The following is a 16,780-nucleotide window of genomic DNA, read 5'->3' as shown; positions in this document are numbered from 1 at the left end:
TTTTTAGGATACATATTATGTCTACTACAACTACTGGTTCAGTAAAATGGTTTAACGAAGCAAAAGGTTTTGGTTTTATCGAGCAAGAATCTGGCGCAGACGTGTTCGCACATTTTAGCGCAATCTCTGGCGACGGTTTTAAAACTTTAGCTGAAGGCCAACGTGTACAGTTTACTGTTACTCAAGGTCAAAAAGGCCCACAAGCTGAGAACATTGTTAGCATCTAATTGCTAAACAATTTAGTGGGTTAGAGATAACCCATTAATATATTTACCTTTATAATTATTTAGTCGAATATCTTCAAAACCTCCTCTGTAAATATTTTCCAAGCGCAATCTCATTTGTATACACAACTCATTAATTAGTACATTTTTAAACACATTTACTACTATCTCTCTTGAGCGAAAGCTTTGTATTGCCTACAATAGCGCATACTTCATTCAATATAGAATATGACCATGAACGACACTACCGCAAAACCTGCTTTACCAGATCGCCTTTCTATTAATCCACGTAGCCCACATCATGTGGAAGAAGTTTTTGAACACGATATTGGTATCACGTTCAACGGCAAAGAGCGTTTTGATGTTGAAGAATACTGCATCAGCGAAGGTTGGATAAAGTTTGCATCTCCAAAAGGCCTTGATCGTCGCGGACAACCACTTTTACTTACAAGAAAAGGCACTGTTGAAGCCTTTTATAAGTAAGCTAATACTACTTACTAAAAAAGCGACACTATATTGGGTAGTCGCTTTTTTTGTGCTTGTTAAAAATCATTTAATTATATTAATTTTCGCTTTACCCAGCACCCAATCTAAGCCTTGGATTGCTGTTGTTGGAAATGCGGTTGCATGATTAGCGCCGTCAATAACAACACTTTTTAATTCTATATTGTCACTTTTAAGCGCATTAATTTTTTGCGTTAGCTGCTTAGCACCTTCAACCATATTTTGCCCTTCGCCGAAAGCTGGCGTTTCCATAGATCCAACTGATATATATACCCTTATAGGCAATTTTGGCTTATTCACTTTTAAGGCTAATAGTGCATTGTTATCAAACCAAACCGATGGGCTGCCAATAATATAATTGCTAAATAAATCGGGTGTCGTTAATAAAATAGTCGCGCCAAATAAACCGCCTAACGAATGCCCCATGTAGGTTCTTTGTAAGTTACTGGCCCGATAGTTTTTTTCAATAAAAGGGAAAACTGTACTTTGTAAAAACTGAATATGCCCTTTGGCATTACCTGTTTGCTTTTTCCAATCTTTTGCAAAGGTAGGCGTGTAATCTCTAATTCGGCTGTTAGAGCCAGCGGACCCTTTTTCATAGCCAATTGCTACAATAATAGCCTGTTGCATTTTTCCACTATTCATAGGGAATCGTGTAGCCCCAGCAACGATGGGAAAGGTATACGGTGCATCGGTTACATAAATAACTGGATACGTTTTATTAGGCTGCTTTTGGTATGATTTAGGAAGCTGAATATACACAGGATACGCCCGCTCGCTAACGGGCTCAATGAGCTCAACCACGTTACTTCGGGGTATTGAATAAGGGGTATTTGCGCTTAATTTAAAACATATTAAGGCGCTTAAAAGCAAAAGAGATTTTAAAATAAGAGGCACTGTATTAGTTAACCTAAGCTAAAAATAAATTAAGTACCTACTTTAAAGTACTTTTAGCGAATATTTAAGCTATCCAAAAAACAAAGTTTAAATAAAAGATAAAGTGCCAGTATAGCTTTCGTTTAAACCACCAGCACTTATAGCATTAAACCACTTGATCTGGCTCACTGCCTGAACACGGGCAGTTGTCGTCATTCTGTTTAAGACATTGCTGATAATTAAACCAATGGGCTACAGCAATAAACGCTGAGCCTATTAAGGTTAGCGCTTTTTCGAGCACTTCATGGCCTAGCAATACGGCAAATATCATAAAAGCTAAGCCTGTTACACCAGACACCATATAACGTGTACGTTTATGTTTTTTACAGCCTAAACTCAATGCCAACAAACTGGTTGGCATTACCGCCGCAAGAATCCATAAATGAAATTGCTCACTATCTATTTGCATTACAGCAAAGCTTGGTAATAACGCTAAAATAACCGGGGTTGCAAAACAATGCACTGTGCACATTACCGATAACCCTATTGCCATACGATCCATAACACTTTGACTCGACTTCATTATTTCCTCTACTAAATCAGTGTCTCCACTCAAAAACGTTACTTTTAAGGAGACATTTTAATAACATCAGTTAATTGCTGTTGATATATTATAACATTACTCGCATAATTGATATAATATAACATCTAACAAGGTAGTCAAATGAAACGTAGATCACAATTAGCTGTTCTCATAGCAGCTTTATTGCCGGCTAGTGTGCTTGCATCCACAATAGAAGGCGTTGTTTTAAACAACAAAGGTAAAGTAGTTACCAATGCAACGGTAGAAGTTGAAGGCTCAGATCTTAAAGTAACCACCGATGAAAACGGTAAATTTGTTATAACAGAACTAAAAAATGGCTTAAAAGAGCTTCACGTTGTAGCCCCTGGTTATGCGCATCTTCATCGCGATATAACAATAACTAATGATGAAAACCAATCGGTTACTTTTAATTTAAAGCGCTCGCCTATCGAAGTTATTGATATTGAAGCGACCCCTATTCATATGTCGACAATGGAATCTGCATCGCCTGTTAGTGTTTTATCTGGCGAACAACTAAGACGACAACAAGCTGCAACCCTTGGTGACAGCCTTGAAAAACTCCCAGGCGTTAATACAAATTTTCACGGTAAAGTAGCCAGCACACCTATTATTCGTGGTTTAAGCGGCCCTCGCGTACTTATTACTCAAAATGGCCTTGATGTTAGTGATGTTTCGCGCGTTGGCCCCGATCACTCTGTTGCATCGGAGGCGTCTACCGCACAACAAATTGAAGTATTACGCGGCCCTGCAACGCTGTTTTATGGCAGTGGCGCAATTGGTGGTGTGGTTAATGTAGTAGATAACCGCGTACCTACCGACAGCACCACGCGTGGTGAATGGAACCTAGAACATAACTCGGTAGATAACCAAAAAGTGGCCTCGTTTAATGCCACAACAGGCATAGACTCGGTGGCTTTTTACGCCGATGCATTTTGGCGTGAGGCCGATGACTACGGGGTACCTGTAGCTGCCGATATAGATAGCGACGGTGAAGAGCATCGTGGTGACTATAAAGTTGAAAACAGTAATGAAGAGTCTGACGGTTTTACTGTTGGCGCTAGCTATTTAATGGATAACGGCTTTATTGGCTTAGCAGTAGAGCAATTTAATCGTCAATACGGTATTCCTGGTCATACGCACGGCGAGGAAGAAGAGGAAGAACACAACGACGAAGAAGAAAGCGTATTTGCTGATTTAGAGCAAACTAAAGTGCAATTATTAGGTGAGTACAACCTAGATAATAAATGGCTAAACAAAATAAATCTGCGCGTTGGCCATACCGACTACGAACACGCTGAAATTGAGAGCGGCGCTGTTGGCACTACCTTTAAAAACGAAACCAACGAATTACGCATAGACCTACTGCATAACCAATTTAACGAATGGAATGGCGGTATTAGCTTTCATTACAAGCAAAGCGATGTTGAAGCACAAGGTGAAGAGGCCTTTACTCCTCCATCAGAGACCGAAAGCTTTGCTGTAGCGTTAATGGAAGAAAGGCACTTTGGGAATTTTTTAGTGCAGTTAGGTGGGCGCATAGAGCGTGTAACAATTGAAGCAGGCGACGTATTACTGCCAAATATTGACGCTCACGCACACGATGAAGCAGAAGAAGCCGACGAGCATGATCATGACCACGAAGAAAGCGCAGAAACCACTCGCGTATTTGATGTAGAGCATGAATTTACGCCAGTCAGTTTATCGGCAGGGGTAGTATGGGATTTTACATCTAACTATAACTTAGGGCTTTCGGTATCGCGCTCTGAACGTGCACCTTCTGCCTCTGAGTTGTTATCGTTTGGGCCGCATATTGGCACTGGCACTTACGAAGTAGGCGCACTATTTGATTTAGATGAAGATGGCCATTTGGGTTTATCTGAACAAGCAATTGATCTGGAAACAGCCAATAATATCGATTTAACCCTACGTAAAACTCAAGGCGATGTTGGCTTTATTTTAAATGCCTTTTACAACCAAGTAGATAACTATTATTACCAAATAGACACCGGTTTATACGCACAAAGTGGACACGACCATGGCGATGAAGGCGTTGACGAACACGACCATTCATCAGAGCTACCAGTTTATTTATTTAAAACAGATGATGTAGTTTTACATGGTTTTGAAGCGCAAATTGCGTGGCAATTAACAGATGAGTTTAAGCTAGATGTATTCTCTGACTACGTTCGTGCACGCCTTAAAGACGGCGGCGATTTACCCCGTACACCACCGCTTCGTTTTGGCAGCGAGCTAAGCTATCAAACAGATAAACTCAGTGCGCATATTCATGTAACTCGCTATCAAAAGCAAGACCGCACAGCCCCACAAGAAACAGCCACAGACGGTTACACCTTAGTTGATGCGAGCATCTCTTACGACCTTTCAGTGTTAAACCAAGATATGTCTGTGTACCTACGAGGCACTAACTTAACAGATACAGAAGCTCGCGTGCACAGCTCGTTTGTAAAGGATATAGCGCCACGTCCAGGACGTAGTTTTGCGCTAGGTATTCGCGGTTATTTTTAAGCGTTAAAAAATTATAATTAAAGGAAATAAACATGAAAAAACTATATCAATTAAAGCTTATTGCACTCGCTATTAGCGCTACATTTATTACGGCCTGTGGCGATGCAGAAACCAACATTGTGGAAAAAGATCCTATTGTTGTAGAAGACGAGCACAATCATGACGATGATCACGACCATGACGACGGCTATACCATAGACTCACTTGGCAGACTTGCCGTTCTGGCAGGTGACAGTAACGAAGCTAGCTTTTTTGATTTAGACAACAACGAATTACTTGATACATTTACACTAAACAATGACTCAAACACGTTATCTGCATCACCAGGCTTTCGTTATGCTGTTATTGCTAGTCGTACTCAAGATTACCTAGGGTTTATAGACGGCGGTATGTGGCGCGAAGATCACGCAGAGCACTTGCATGATTATGAGCAAGGCCCTGCGTTTAGCAGCTACGAGCTAACAAGTGGTAGTCGCCCTACACACTTAATAACTCACGACGGGCAATTAGCAATATTTTACGATGGCGATGCAGAAACCGGTACGCCTGCCTCAGTAGAAGTGCTAACCGATAACGATATTACCAATACAACAGCTATACTTACTGGCATTAACTACGAAATTAACATGCATGGTGTAGCTGAGCCTCGCGGCGAGCATTTACTCTCAACCATTCGCCGCGACGATGCAAGTAATACATCTAATGCCAAAGTACTTCCCGATCAAGTGGGTGTTTATCATCTTAACGATGGTAATTACGAACTAGAGCAAACGTTTGAAATAACCTGCCCCGATTTACACGGCGCAGCACAAAATCACGATTATGTTGTATTTGGTTGTGGTGATGGTGTATTGATTGCCCATCAGCAAGGTGATGTATACAGCGCTCAAAAAGTTGTAAATATAGATGCCGTAGGCGATCAGCGCATTGGTACTTTGTACGGCCATAAAAGCAATGACACAATTTTTGGTATTGCCGCAGGGCATGATGGCAGTGGTTCAGTACTGCTTAGCATTCATCCTGAAAATGCCGAAATGGAAGAAGTAGAATGGCAACTTGCTGATGGCGCAAGTGCTGTTTCTTATTCTTTTTCAGCCAGTGGTGAACACTTTTTAATACTCGACAGCCTAGGCTTTTTAAATGTACTTACTGCGCATGAACATGACGGTGAAATGCACTGGGAACTCGCAGGCCAAGTAGATATTACTCAAGCAGACGTAACCACAATGCCCGAAGGAATGAGCTTTAGTATGACAGTGGCGCAAAGTGGTCAGTTTGCTTATATTGCCGACCCAATTGCTCAACACATAGTGCAAGTGCACCTTGAAGATCTAGAAATTGAAAGTGAGCTAGAGTTAACTTTTCCACCTGCAAGCATTACCTGGTTAGGGATTGCACAAGAAATAGAAGATGAAGATCACGACCATTAATTTAAAACTAACGTTTTAAGTTAAAGCCACAAAACAAAAAACCCGTAATTAGGTTTACCAATTACGGGTTTTTTACAGCTACTTAAATCATTGAAGCTAATTTAACTAAAATAAACTATGCGTGGTTTACTTTAGCGCAGTCTGGTGCTGACAAATTATAATTTGCCAAACAGTTTGACAAAATATAATTTGCCAACTAGTCTAACAATATATAATTTGCCAACTAGTCTAACAATATATAATTTGTCAGGAGGTGCACATGAAAAACATTGTTGGTCAGGCTGCAAGAAGTTCAAACTTTTGGAATAGACCTTATGTACTAGAAGACATTTGGGAAGCAATAGACAATGGTAGTCATATTCTCCTTTGCGCCCCTCGCCGTGTAGGTAAAACATCAATAATGTATAAAATAGTTGATGAACCTAAAGCAAATTATATCCCCATTTATATTGATACAGAGTCTGCTGATTCTGAAGCCGAATTTTGGTCGAAAGTTTTTAATGCGCTAATGGAAGAAGATTTTATTGCAAGCCTAAAAGCAAAAGCTAAAAACTTCATGGATAAAATTAGAGGCATAGAAATAGAATCTATAACTATGGATGGCGTTAAGTTTGGTGATGGCAAAACACTAGATCACAAACAGGCGTTTTATAGACTAATTAAAGATTTAGATCATGATAAAAAGCTCATTATTATGATTGATGAGTTTGCTCAAACTATTGAAAACATAATAAAGTACGAAGAATCTAAAAACGCTATTAGCTTACTAAAAGCCCATAGAGAATTAAGGCAAGATCAGAAGTTTTCACAAAAAGTAACTTTTATCTATGCGGGTTCAATAGGCTTAGAAAGCGTAGTATCAAAAATTGACGCAATTAAACACATTAACGATTTGAACAATATAAAAGTCCCGCCTTTAACTTTCCCCGAGGCAGAACAGTTTACTATCGCATTATTTGAAAATGCAGAGATTAAAATCAATAAAGCTGATATTGATTATTTACTTAATACCATACATTGGCTGATCCCGTTTTATATCCAGCTCATTACGCAAGAAATTAAAAAAATATACCGAAGAGAGCAAAAACTTGACCAAACTGTTATTGATCAAGCAATTCATAATGCACTAGATAATCGCAATCACTTTGAGAGCTGGCAAAGTAAACTAAAAACCGCATTAGGCAATAATGAGTATTTATTTAGTAAAGAAGTACTGAACGATATTTCGAACGAAAAAGAGATTAGCTTACTCGATATCATGAATATTGCCAGTAAACATAGCTTAATCGACAGTGAAGCAAAAGATTGTCTGCATTCATTAATATACGATGGCTACATTAATAACAACGACGACAATAAAACCTATCAATTTAACTCTCCAATCTTAAGAATGTGGTGGAACAAAAATGTCGCAAACTAATTACTCACGCTATAAATACACGCCCGATGAAATTGATGAAAAAGAATTTTTAGCTAAGTTTGTTGTGCGCAATCATGATTTTGACGATGTTTTTGATGACATTAAAAGCAGTGATTACACAGTTCCTGGCCAACACTTTATAATTGTTGGCCAGCGAGGTCAGGGGAAAACAACCCTATTAAGAAAAATAAAACTCGCAGTACAAACTGAGCCAACGTTAGCCGACTTTCTAATTCCAATAAAATTTTCAGAAGAGCAATATCAAATTCGTTCGCTCAGCCGCTTATGGGAAGAAATTGCTGATTACTTACAATGCACAGCTGAAGATGACTTTGCTTGTATACATGATGATATGGAAAGCCACTTTGACGATGCTGATTACGAACTAAAAAGCTTTTCATATCTGGAGAAAGCTGTAAAAGCTAAAAATAAAAAGCTATTACTATTAATAGACAACATCGACGAGCTATTAGGTAAGTTAAAAGAAAAAGAGCAACGCAGGCTCAGAGAAATTCTCCTCACATCGCCAACACTCAAAATCGTTGGTGGCTCAACCAAAATGCTAGAGCAGCATTTTGACTACGGAAAACCGTTTTACGAATTTTTCAAAATAATTAAACTCATCGGCTTAAATAAACAAGAGTGTTTTGATTTCCTAGCCAGTATGGGCGATGAACAACAAAAGAAAAAAATAGCTCTCATCATTAAAAACACGTCTGAACGCATCGAAACTTTACGCCGTTTAACCGGTGGTGTACCAAGAACAATAGTGATGCTATTCGATATTTTTGTAGATGATGGCGGCAATGCATTTGATGACTTATTAAAAATACTCGATGATGCCACCCCTTTATATAAACACCGTATGGACGACCTGCCTGATACTTTGCAAGATATAACGCACACTATAGCGATGAATTGGGATGGCATAAGCACTAAAGAAATAGCTAAAAAAACTCGCTTAGAAAGTAAAACGGTATCGGCCCAGCTTAAGCAACTCGAAACTAAATATGGCATCGTAGAATCTATTTCCATTGGTAAAAATAAAATTTATAAAATTGAGGAACGATTTTTTAACATTTGGTACTTAATGCGCTTTGGCCGCAAAAAAGATCGTCAAAAAGTCGAGTGGTTAGTTAACTTTCTAACGTCGTGGTGCAACCCTGCAGATCTTGAGCATAGAGCTAAGGATTTCATGACCGCTATTCGCAGCGGAAAAATGCAAGAGTCCTACGTTTACCATATGTGTGAAGCGCTCAGCTATGCTGGTTTAGATATAAACACTGAGCATGAAATGAAGGAAAGCACCAAAGCCTATTTAACCTCAAAAAATTCTCGTTTCGTAAATGACCTTTCAGCCTCAGATAGAGAAATTATAACAGAAGCCCTTCAATTAGCTGATGAAAATGAGATTGATGTAGCAATAAGACTACTCATTAATTCACAAAAAAATAGCGCTAAAATTTTATTTTGTATAGGTCTTCTGTACCGCACAAACGAAAGCTTTAAAGAGGCCGAATACTATTTTTTACAGTCTCTCAAACGCGGAGGTAATGATGCACTTCTTAGTTTAGGGATCCTGTACCACAGGGAAAAGTGTTTTAAAGAGGCTGAGAAGTACTATCTTAAAGCTTCTGAAAGTGGTGTAACTAAATCATTTATCCATTTAGGCCACTTATATTACGACCAAAACCAGCTCACTAAAGCTGAAATTTATTATTTAAAAGCCAGTGATAGTAGTGACAATGACGCACTATTCTATTTAGGCCACTTATACGCTAAGCAAGCTCAATTTGAAAAGGCTGAAAATTACTATCAACTAGCAATAAAACTTGGAGATAACAATGCATTTCTAGATTTAGGGGCCCTATATTGCCAGCAAGGACTATTTGAAAAAGCGAAAGACCATTACCAAACAGCGTATAAAAAAGGAAATTATTCCGTCTTAATTAACCTAGGTAATGTATATTTCGAACAAGACCAATTTGATGAAGCTAAGAACTACTATTTAAAGGCACTTGAAAATAATGACAATATGGCATTACTTAGTCTTGGCCAAGTATATTACATTCAAGGGTTATTTGATAAAGCTGAAAGCTATTACTTAAAAGCCATTAATGCTGGTATATCTAGTGCTCAGGAATGTTTAGTTTGGCTATACTTCGAACAAAATCATGATTTAAGTAAGGCATTACAATTAGTTAAAACTGATTATGAACAGGATCCTAACTTTTCTAATACTTACGCCTACGCCGTTATTCTGCTTTGGACTGAACATTTATCACAAAGCGGTAAGTTATTTTTACAATGGCTAGATATGGATGGAGAGCACAGAGATTATGACATTACGCTTTACTTAACGCTGCTTATGGCCAAAAAACAGTTTTATAAAACAAAAGAGCTACTAGAACTGCCTGAACACGCCTTAAAAGATAAATGCAAACCAATCTGGTATGCCTTAATGACGCTGATGCAGGATGACTTCCCTCATGAACTCACTAAAATGGGTGGTGAGTTACAAGAGAGTGTTGATGAGGTTTTACAGCAAGTGGCTAAGTTTGAGGAAAAATACGCTCTGGATTAAGTATTGTTCTTAGTTGTACAATCTCAATGAAAAAGACGCAGTTGCGTCTTTTTTCGTTTTTTATATCGCTATTAAAAGTAGCTTTACTTACGGCGCCAGCCACTCCATACATCATCTATATCATCGGCTTTGTTTTTGTTCTTTTTCTTGCCGGTACCTTCTGGTTTTGCCATTGGCTTTTCATTTTTAAGCGCAAGGGCCGCATCAAGGTTTGCTTGGTTAACGGCAAAGCCTGTTACTTCCTCACGTTCAAGGCGTAGTTTGTTTTTCTTCTCGATTACTTTAAAGTGATGCAAATCTTCATAATCAACCAATGAAAGCGCTAAGCCTACTTCACCAGCACGGCCGCTTCGGCCAATACGGTGCATGTAATCAGCAGGGCTGCGTGGTAGATTAAAGTTTATTACCACTGGCAGCTTTTCAATATCTAAACCACGTGCAGCAATATCGGTTGCGATAAGTACTTCGATTTCGCCCGCTTTAAACTTTTCTATTACACGAGTTCGCTCACTTTGGCCTTTATCGCCATGAAATACTTGTGCATTAACACCGCGTTTTTCAAGTTTGCTGGCTAAGTGCTCACAATCTTTTTTGGCGTTCACAAAAATCAGCGCTTGGCGCCATTTATGGGTTTTAATTAAATGCGCTAAAACCGTGGTTTTTTCACCTTTATTAACCGTAAAAACACGTTGTACTAACGTGCTTTCGTCTTTGTTTTGTACTTGTATTTCAACTGGGTCGTTTAAAAGCTCTTGCGTTAATAGCTTAACTTGCTCAGGGAAAGTTGCTGAAAACAACATGGTTTGTTTTTTAGCAGGCATTAACGCTAAAAGATCAGCTAGCTCTTCGGTAAAGCCAAGGCTTAGCATACGGTCGGCTTCATCAAGCACAAGCGTAGTTACATTATCGAGCTTAATCGCATTGCTTGAGATTAAATCAAGTAAGCGACCAGGTGTTGCCACAATAATATCGGCGCCGCCGCGCAGTGCCTGCATTTGTGTATTAACCGATACACCACCAAACACCGCAACTGTTTTAATTGCACCATTAAAGTTAGCAGAATACGATTTAACGCTATCGGCCACTTGCGTAGCAAGCTCACGCGTCGGTACTAAAATAAGCCCCGTTACAAAATTACCTTTGCTGGCAGTATTTTTAGCGCCCTGCTCAAGGAAAGCTTTTTGCAACATAGGTAATGCAAACGTTGCTGTTTTACCTGAACCCGTGTTTGCCCCTGCAATTAGGTCACTACCCGCAAGCACACTAGGTATAGCCTTAGCTTGAATAGGTGTAGGCTGGGTATATTCCAAATCGGTTAATCGAGCTAATAGCTCTGGAATAAGGCCAAGTTCGGAAAAAGTGCTAGGGCTTGTGGCTGAGGTCATATTTATTACGGGCTTATTGCTAAAAAAGTAGCCTGTAATTTTAGCGTATTTAGCGCTTATTAAGTAGAGATTAGTGATTTAAATATCAGTGGCGTGTTGTAAAGGTAACTGTAAGCTCAGGCTAGCCCCGCGCATTGTCCTTTTATATTACTGGGTTTTATTTAACTGTGTTTGTAATCTACTTTTAGTCTCTTTTAAGGTATCTAAATAGGGGTATGTGGTATCTACGACATTTAAAGCAGCCTCTATTTTAATAAGTGCCTGTTGTATATTACCCTGTAATTCATAGCCATAACCTAACCCCCATAGTGCATCAACAGATTGTGAGTGATGCTTAACATTATGCTTAAATACTGCCACAGCCCGCTCATATTGCTGCATATTTACTAGGTTGTAACCAAGTTGCCTAACAGCCGCCTCTGGAGGTGTTATTTGCTCCCCCCATTGCTGAGATAACTTTTTATAATAAACATCAATAGATTCTATATCATCGCTTAAAGCACTCATGGGCATTTGTTTGGGTAAAAATAAATGATGGTAAGCATTAAAGGCCCCAGCGGCAGATGTTAAGTTATGCGATACATTTTCAAATGCGTCACTGAAAAAGCGTAAATTTGGCAAGCTATTAGATTGTAAAGCTTGCTGCAGCTCATTATATCGCTCACGCATTAAGCCAGTTTCTTCGCCAATATTTATATAAACATAGTTATTCAGGTCTTTTGATTTATTGATAAACGACTTAGTCGCTTTTACCGGTGCGCCATAGTTCCACCAAACGGCAGGGCTGTAAGCAATATGCGCTTGGAAAAGCTCAGGGTTAGCTTGCATAGTATAAAGTGCAAACACGCCTGCTGCTGAGCCCCCAGCAATCACATTAAAGTTATGCGTACGATAGCTTTTATTAATCAAGGGCATAAGCTCTTGCTCAATAAATGCTAAAAACTTTGCTGCGCCTCCGCCTTCACCTACCGGGCCTTGTGGCTCTTTATTAACTGTGGGGTATAAATCTCTTAAGCGATTAATGTTTTCAATAGCGACAATAATAACCTCAGGCGCACGATTATTATTTTGCAGTCGATCCATTACAGCACTTATAAGCGGTATGTTACCCGCACCATCTAGGCGATAAATTACAGGATAAACTTTGTTTGGATTAGCTTGGTAACTCTTTGGAAGCTGGACTACAACGGTACGTAGCTCATTTAAAATTGCAGAATTGATAGTATGTGTTTGTTGCGTATAGCTAATGGTTTGCTGTTTTAAATCAGGCTCAGCTAGTGTGTTATTAGAATAAAATATAAATAAACTACATATAAAAACAGCGGTTAATAAACGCATGACTAATCCTTTATAAAATAGTGTGTTATTTAATCTAACAGGCTTTGAGGTACAAAAAAAGGCGCATTGAGCGCCTTTTTATCTTTAACAGGTAATTACCAACCTATTGATTTTACTCAACCGTAACCGATTTAGCTAAGTTACGTGGTTGGTCAACGTCAGTGCCTTTAATTACCGCTACGTAGTACGACAGTAGCTGCAATGGCAAGGTGTAAACAATTGGCGCAATAATGTCGTCAGTGTGGTTTACGTTGATTACACGCATTGTGTCGTCTGACTCAAAGTGTGAATCTTTATCTGCGAATACGTAAATAATGCCGCCACGTGCGCGTACTTCTTCTACGTTTGATTTAAGTTTTTCTAGCAATTCGTTATTTGGTGCTACAACAATAATTGGCATGTCGGCATCAATAAGTGCTAATGGGCCGTGTTTTAGCTCGCCCGCTGCGTAAGCTTCTGCGTGAATGTACGAAATCTCTTTAAGTTTAAGCGCACCTTCCATTGCAATTGGGTATTGCGAGCCACGACCTAAAAACAATGAGTGGTGCTTATCAGCAAACTCTTCTGCAAGATCTGCAATACCATCAGCGAGTAATAATGTTTCTTCTAACTTAGCTGGAAGTACTTTAATTGCATTTACAATTGCGCTTTGATCAAGGCCTTTTTCCTGAGCTATAGACGCAGTAAGCATTAACAAACCAACTAACTGCGTTGTGAATGCTTTAGTAGATGCCACGCCTATTTCAGCGCCTGCTTTAGTCATAAAGGCAAGGTCTGATTCGCGTACAAGCGATGAACCAGGTACGTTACAAATAGTCATTGAGGCCATGTAACCTTGCTCTTTAGCTAGGCGTAATGCAGCTAGCGTATCGGCAGTTTCACCCGATTGAGAAATAGTAACAAGTAAGCTATTTTCATGAACAAACGACTGACGGTATCTAAATTCAGAAGCTATTTCTACATTACAGCTAACACCCGCAAACTGCTCAAGCCAGTAACGTGCAACCATACCTGAATGATAAGACGTACCACAGGCAATAATTTGCACATGTTTTACATCTTTAAATATTTGCTGAGCGCTTTCGCCAAAGGCATCAATTGCTACACGGTCGTCGTTTAAACGCCCTTCAAGAGTATTACGTACAGCAAGTGGCTGCTCGTAAATTTCTTTTAGCATGTAGTGACGGTAATCGCCTTTGCCTGATGCATCTTGCGTAATGTTTGATTCAATCACTTCACGCTCAACTGCGTTACCGTCTGCATCAAAAATTTCTACTGTGTCACGTGTAATACGTGCTACGTCGCCTTCTTCTAAAAAGATGAAGCTACGAGTAACAGGTAGTAATGCTAACTGATCAGACGCAATAAAGTTTTCGCCAAGGCCTAAACCAATAACAAGAGGACTACCTGAGCGCGCTACAATGATTTCGTTATCGTTGTCTTTATCAAATACAACAGTACCAAAAGCGCCTTCAAACTGTTTAACAGCTGCTTGTACTGATGCAAGTAACGTTGTGTGTTGTTTACGAAGTTGGTGAATTAAATGCACCATTACTTCTGTATCAGTGTCTGATAAGAATTCGTAACCATCTGCTTTAAGTGCTGTACGTAGACTCACGTGGTTTTCAATAATACCATTGTGCACAAGTGCTAACTGGTTGTTTGATACATGTGGGTGTGCATTTGCTTCTGTAACGCTACCATGTGTTGCCCAGCGCGTATGTGCAATACCTGTATGACCGCTAACACCTGCTTTTTCTAGAGCTGCTTCTACGTTAACTACTTTACCCACTGCTTTAACAGTATTAAGTGTGTTGCCATCAAGCAATGCTACGCCTGCTGAGTCATAACCACGGTATTCTAGGCGCTTAAGGCCTTCAACTAAAATTTTGTTTACTGGACGTTCTGCAACTGCCCCAACTATTCCACACATAGTGTCTCCATTAATTTTTAAAATACTTGCTACTGAGTAGCTATTGTATAATCTCTGCACAAATTAGTTTTACACCACACGCCTCAATTGCTTTGCGCTTATCGTCTGCTAAGCCATCGTCGGTTATTAATGTGGTTACTATTTTCCACGGTAATTCTAAATTTGGTATTTTTCGGCCAATCTTATCTGATTCAACCATTACAATTACTTCACGAGCGGCTTTTGCCATAACTTGGCTTAAACCAACTAGCTCATTAAAGGTAGTAGTACCGCGCTTTACATCTATGCCGTCAGCGCCAATAAATAGCTGATCAAAGTCGTAAGAACATAATACATTTTCAGCAACTTGCCCCTGAAATGACTCAGAATGTGGATCCCACGTTCCGCCGGTCATTAAAAGTGTCGGCTCGTTCTCGAGTGCTAATAAACGACTCGCTACTTTAATAGCGTTGGTCATAACAACTAGCCCACGCTTATCAGCAAGCTCAGGGATCATAGCTGCCGTAGTGCGTCCGCTATCAATAATAATGCGGTTATGATCTTTTATAAGTTTTGCTGCTGCTTTTGCTATTGCGACTTTGCGCTTTGAATCTACTTCATCGCTAACAATTTCTTTAGGTAGTGCAATAGCACCACCGTAGCGGCGAAGTAATAAGCCACTTTTTTCAAGCGAGGTTAAATCTTTTCGAATGGTTACTTCAGATGTTTGAAACTGCTGTGCTAACTTTTCAACGGCTACTTCACCTAATTCATTAACTTGAACCAGTATATTGTGACGACGCTGCTGTGTGTTTCGTTTAGTCATAAAGATCGTGAATTAAGTTTCATTTCGAAAGTTATGCGATTTTAAACGAAACAACTTAAATGGCAAGTGAACGAGCAAAAAAAACACAGTTTTATTCTAATAATAATAAAACTAAAAGTACGGTAAGCTATAACTAATTAAGTTATAAAGATAAATACAATGCAGTCATTTAACAGTATCAGTAAAGAATACTTAGCACAGCGAAAGCAAGCAGGTGAAACCTGCCGTTTATTTAATAAGAGCCCAAGTAAAGGCAACTTAAAACGTATCAAAGAGTTATTTTTAAAGTCGGGTGATGGTGTAATTATAGAATCAGGTTTTCATTGCGATTACGGCAATCAAATAGTTATTGGTGATCGTACTTTTATGAATATTAATTGCACACTTCTCGACTCGCCATTAGCCAATCACTCAATCACCATAGGTGATGACTGCTTAATAGGCCCGAACGTTCAGCTTTTAGCTGTGTCACATGCTACTAATCCAGCAGAAAGGCTTAATAAGGAAAACTTTGCAGCACCTATCGCGTTAGGCAATAACGTATGGGTTGGCGCAGGTGCTATTATTTTAGCGGGTGTGAGTATTGGTGAAAATAGTGTTGTGGGTGCGGGTGCTGTGGTTACTAAAAATGTAATGCCTAATACTGTAGTAGCGGGTAACCCAGCTCGTGAAATAAGAACACTGTAGCTATTCTCGATGTGATNAGCGGGTAACCCAGCTCGTGAAATAAGAACACTGTAGCTATTCTCGATGTGATTTTAGCGTCGGGAGTCGCAGCGCTCGCCCAACCTACGTGCTAGGTGTTGATGTGAGTGTGTGTTAATTGCGCGCATTTCACTTTTCTGCAGACGTAAAAAAGCCCGAATCGTTAGATTCGGCTTTCTACAATTTGAAGCCTGGTGATGTCGTAGTGCCCACAGCGGTGGAGAGTCACGTAGCAAATGCTACTGTATTGGCCGACTGAGTTATTGAGGGATTTTGTTGTGATTCTAGCGTCGGGAGTCGCTATGCTCGCCCGCCCTACGTGATGGGTGTTGATGTGAGTGTGTGTTAATTGCGCGCATTTCACTTTTCTGCAGACGTAAAAAAGCCCGAATCGTTAGATTCGGGCTTTCTACAATTTGAAGCCTGGTAATGTCCTACTTTCACAT

13 protein-coding genes are annotated in these 16,780 nt (G+C 39.6%); 7 read left to right on the top strand and 6 right to left on the bottom strand.

All coding sequences use genetic code 11. The annotated features are described in order from the left end of the window. The first annotated feature begins 17 nt into the window (after window positions 1-17). Window positions 18-227 carry a cold-shock protein gene (locus tag I6E82_RS19595; RefSeq protein ID WP_010554515.1) on the top strand — a complete coding sequence of 70 codons (210 nt, stop codon included), beginning with the start codon at window positions 18-20 and terminating at the stop codon, window positions 225-227. A gap of 231 nt (window positions 228-458) precedes the next feature. Further along, window positions 459-707, top strand: a complete 249-nt coding sequence (locus I6E82_RS19590) for a DUF3297 family protein (protein ID WP_002963088.1) — start codon at window positions 459-461, stop codon at window positions 705-707. A gap of 66 nt (window positions 708-773) precedes the next feature. Here the strand turns inward: I6E82_RS19590 and I6E82_RS19585 are convergent, their stop codons facing one another. Then, the gene (locus I6E82_RS19585; RefSeq protein WP_169045297.1) at window positions 774-1,625 is read right to left on the bottom strand and encodes an alpha/beta hydrolase-fold protein; all 852 of its coding nucleotides are present in this window, start codon (window positions 1,623-1,625) and stop codon (window positions 774-776) included. A gap of 145 nt (window positions 1,626-1,770) precedes the next feature. Then, entirely contained in the window at window positions 1,771-2,187 is a 417-nt protein-coding gene (locus I6E82_RS19580) for a MerC domain-containing protein (protein ID WP_024592456.1), read from the bottom strand. Between the two features lie 141 nt (window positions 2,188-2,328). Here I6E82_RS19580 and I6E82_RS19575 point away from each other — a divergent pair, with 141 nt between their 5' ends. From I6E82_RS19575 to I6E82_RS19560, 4 genes are all read left to right on the top strand, one after another. Then, window positions 2,329-4,734, top strand: a complete 2,406-nt coding sequence (locus I6E82_RS19575; RefSeq protein ID WP_197118518.1) for a TonB-dependent receptor — start codon at window positions 2,329-2,331, stop codon at window positions 4,732-4,734. A 32-nt stretch (window positions 4,735-4,766) separates the two neighbouring features. Further along, complete coding sequence (locus tag I6E82_RS19570; RefSeq protein WP_197118517.1) at window positions 4,767-6,164, top strand: 5-methyltetrahydrofolate--homocysteine methyltransferase; 1,398 nt, start codon at window positions 4,767-4,769, stop codon at window positions 6,162-6,164. Window positions 6,165-6,423: 259 nt separating this feature from the next. Then, window positions 6,424-7,584 carry an AAA family ATPase gene (locus I6E82_RS19565; RefSeq protein WP_197118516.1) on the top strand — a complete coding sequence of 387 codons (1,161 nt, stop codon included), beginning with the start codon at window positions 6,424-6,426 and terminating at the stop codon, window positions 7,582-7,584. Next, complete coding sequence (locus tag I6E82_RS19560; RefSeq protein ID WP_197118515.1) at window positions 7,571-10,168, top strand: tetratricopeptide repeat protein; 2,598 nt, start codon at window positions 7,571-7,573, stop codon at window positions 10,166-10,168. The genes I6E82_RS19565 and I6E82_RS19560 overlap by 14 nt, the downstream gene beginning before the upstream one ends. Before the next feature lie 83 nt (window positions 10,169-10,251). Here the strand turns inward: I6E82_RS19560 and I6E82_RS19555 are convergent, their stop codons facing one another. The 4 genes from I6E82_RS19555 to I6E82_RS19540 form a co-directional block, all read right to left on the bottom strand. Continuing rightward, on the bottom strand, window positions 10,252-11,553 hold the full coding sequence (locus I6E82_RS19555) for a DEAD/DEAH box helicase (RefSeq protein ID WP_197118514.1): 1,302 nt from the start codon (window positions 11,551-11,553) through the stop codon (window positions 10,252-10,254). A gap of 147 nt (window positions 11,554-11,700) precedes the next feature. Then, entirely contained in the window at window positions 11,701-12,891 is a 1,191-nt protein-coding gene (locus I6E82_RS19550) for an alpha/beta hydrolase-fold protein (protein WP_197118513.1), read from the bottom strand. Between the two features lie 112 nt (window positions 12,892-13,003). Continuing rightward, window positions 13,004-14,824, bottom strand: a complete 1,821-nt coding sequence (glmS, locus tag I6E82_RS19545) for a glutamine--fructose-6-phosphate transaminase (isomerizing) (protein ID WP_165723088.1) — start codon at window positions 14,822-14,824, stop codon at window positions 13,004-13,006. A gap of 40 nt (window positions 14,825-14,864) precedes the next feature. After that, window positions 14,865-15,629: a DeoR/GlpR family DNA-binding transcription regulator gene (locus I6E82_RS19540; RefSeq protein WP_010554507.1), complete on the bottom strand. Its 765-nt coding sequence runs from the start codon at window positions 15,627-15,629 to the stop codon at window positions 14,865-14,867. Between the two features lie 159 nt (window positions 15,630-15,788). Between I6E82_RS19540 and I6E82_RS19535 the strand changes: the two genes are divergently transcribed. Continuing rightward, window positions 15,789-16,316: a sugar O-acetyltransferase gene (locus I6E82_RS19535; RefSeq protein ID WP_165723087.1), complete on the top strand. Its 528-nt coding sequence runs from the start codon at window positions 15,789-15,791 to the stop codon at window positions 16,314-16,316. Window positions 16,317-16,780 lie beyond the last annotated feature (464 nt).

The sequence above is a fragment of the Pseudoalteromonas sp. NZS11 genome, assembly GCF_015864765.1.
Taxonomy (GTDB): domain Bacteria; phylum Pseudomonadota; class Gammaproteobacteria; order Enterobacterales; family Alteromonadaceae; genus Pseudoalteromonas; species Pseudoalteromonas arctica.
The sequence above is the reverse complement of the archived record's forward strand: the minus strand, read 5'-3'. Positions and strand labels throughout refer to the sequence as shown.